At 69.1% G+C, this 1,881-nt stretch carries 2 protein-coding genes; one reads left to right on the forward strand and one right to left on the reverse strand.

Features of this window, described 5'->3' with window-relative positions; translation table 11 throughout:
- The coding region (locus tag FV228_RS28390; RefSeq protein WP_147857539.1) for a histidinol-phosphate transaminase at nt 1–787 on the reverse strand (787 nt) is incomplete at its 3' end.
- 316 nt (nt 788–1,103) lie between these two features.
- Between FV228_RS28390 and FV228_RS28395 the strand changes: the two genes are divergently transcribed.
- A complete protein-coding gene (locus FV228_RS28395; RefSeq protein ID WP_147857540.1) occupies nt 1,104–1,691 on the forward strand; it encodes a hypothetical protein in 588 nt (195 codons plus the stop codon).
- Nucleotides 1,692–1,881 lie beyond the last annotated feature (190 nt).

Here is a 1,881-nt window from a genome sequence, read left to right on the forward strand (position 1 = left end):
CCGCGATGGCCGGCCCGGAGACGTTGAACGGGCCGCGGATGCGGTTGACCGCGTCGGCCACGTGGGCCGGCGCCAGCATCCAGCCGATCCGCAGGGCGGCGAGCCCGTGGATCTTCGAGAAGGTCCGGGTCATCACGACGTTCTCGGATTCGAGCGCGAGTTCGAGCCCGGCCGAGTAGTCGTTCGCCCGCACGTATTCCGCGTAGGCGCCGTCGATCACCAGCAGCACGTTGGCCGGCAGGGCGGCGTGCAGGCGGCGGATCTCGTCGAACGGCAGGTAGGTGCCGGTCGGGTTGCTCGGGTTGGTGACGTAGACGATCCGGGTGCGCTCGGTGACCCGGGCCAGGATCGCGTCGACGTCGGTGGTGAAGTCGCGCTCGGGCGCCACCACCGGCTCTCCGCCGGCCGCCAGGATCGCGATCCGGTAGACCAGGAATCCGTGCTCCGAGTAGATCCCCTCGGTGCCGGGGCCGCCATACGCGTAGGCCAGCAGCGACAGCAACTCGTCCGAGCCCGCGCCGCAGACGATCCGCTCCGGATCGAGCCCGTAGCGCTTGGCGATCGCCGTGCGCAGCACCGTGGCGCGGCCGTCCGGGTAGGTCTCCAGCTTGGCGGCGGCCTCGTGGAGCGCCGCGAGCGCCACCGGGCTCGGCCCCAGCGGCGTCTCGTTGGACGAGAGCTTGTGGACCTTGCCGCCGCCGGGCCGCCCGCTCTTGCCGGGCACGTAGGTGTCGATCGCCAGAACGCCGGGGCGCGGTTCCGGGCGGGCGAGAAGGGGGGCGGACATGGCTCTAGCGACTCGGATGCGCGGGCTGGGTTGGGCTGTCCCGGTCCGTCTACAGCATTTCCTTTGCCGAAGAACCCGGGCCGTCACGACGCGGCGGCGGCTGCAGAAAGGATCTTGCCGGAACCGCGTGCGCTGCCGCGGCGCGTTCCGCTGCGACAGGCCTGATACGGCCCGCTCGCGAGCCGACACGGCCACGCCCAATACCTTTTAGGCCTCCCGGAAGCGGCCATCCGTTGGTTTTTCGACCGCTTCGCCTCGGAATGGTTATGCGGCGCTCCTGAAGCTACCGTCGGGCTTCCGAGCAGGTCCTACGCGCATGAACGACATTCCGTGGATCGACGCAGCCGGCGCAGCGATGTGGGCGCTCGTCGAACGATACACCGGACGGGTGGGCTACAAGGGAGGCGTCAAGGCCAGCGGTCTGAACGACGATCCCGCTGTCATCGACTGCTCGGGATGGACCGCTCGGCTCCTGTCGGCTGGTATGGCTGCGGCGAACCGTGAAGCTGGACGTCCCCTCTTCAGCAGCGAGGAACAAGCGGCGGTTCACACGTGGTCGGACCGCCTGATCGAGAACCTGGAGCGGCGCTCCGGCGTCATCCTGACGGGCGGCCATATCACCGTCGCGGGACTGCCGCCTTATGCGACCATCGGCTTGCAGCAGGGCGGAGGTGCATGGGCGAAGAACCACCCTCGCCCCCGTGGCATCACGCACGTTGTCCAAGTCGTCCATCGCCCCGGCGATCATGCCCCGTATGTGTCGGAGGCGCAGGGGATGACCAAGCCGTATGGTCTTCGGCTGACGCCTTTGGCTGAGTGGATCGAGCAGACGCGCGACGACCTGAAGCCTGACAGGGCATGGGCAGTAACCCCGTTCGCGGGATCAGGCTTCGACTGCCGCTGAGGACCATGAGCGGACGGGGCGGAGCGTCCGCTTCAATGCCTGTCGCTCGGAAGCGGACCCTCCCAAATCCGCCCCTCTCGGACGTTCGGGGACGGCTAACAACGCCCGACTTCGCCCATCGGGGATGCCGCGAACGGCCCGGTCGATCATCCTGACATCCCGGGCTCCGCCGCGCGGCTCCGGGAGGGCG

The sequence above is a fragment of the Methylobacterium sp. WL18 genome, from assembly GCF_008040015.1.
Lineage (GTDB): Bacteria > Pseudomonadota > Alphaproteobacteria > Rhizobiales > Beijerinckiaceae > Methylobacterium > Methylobacterium mesophilicum.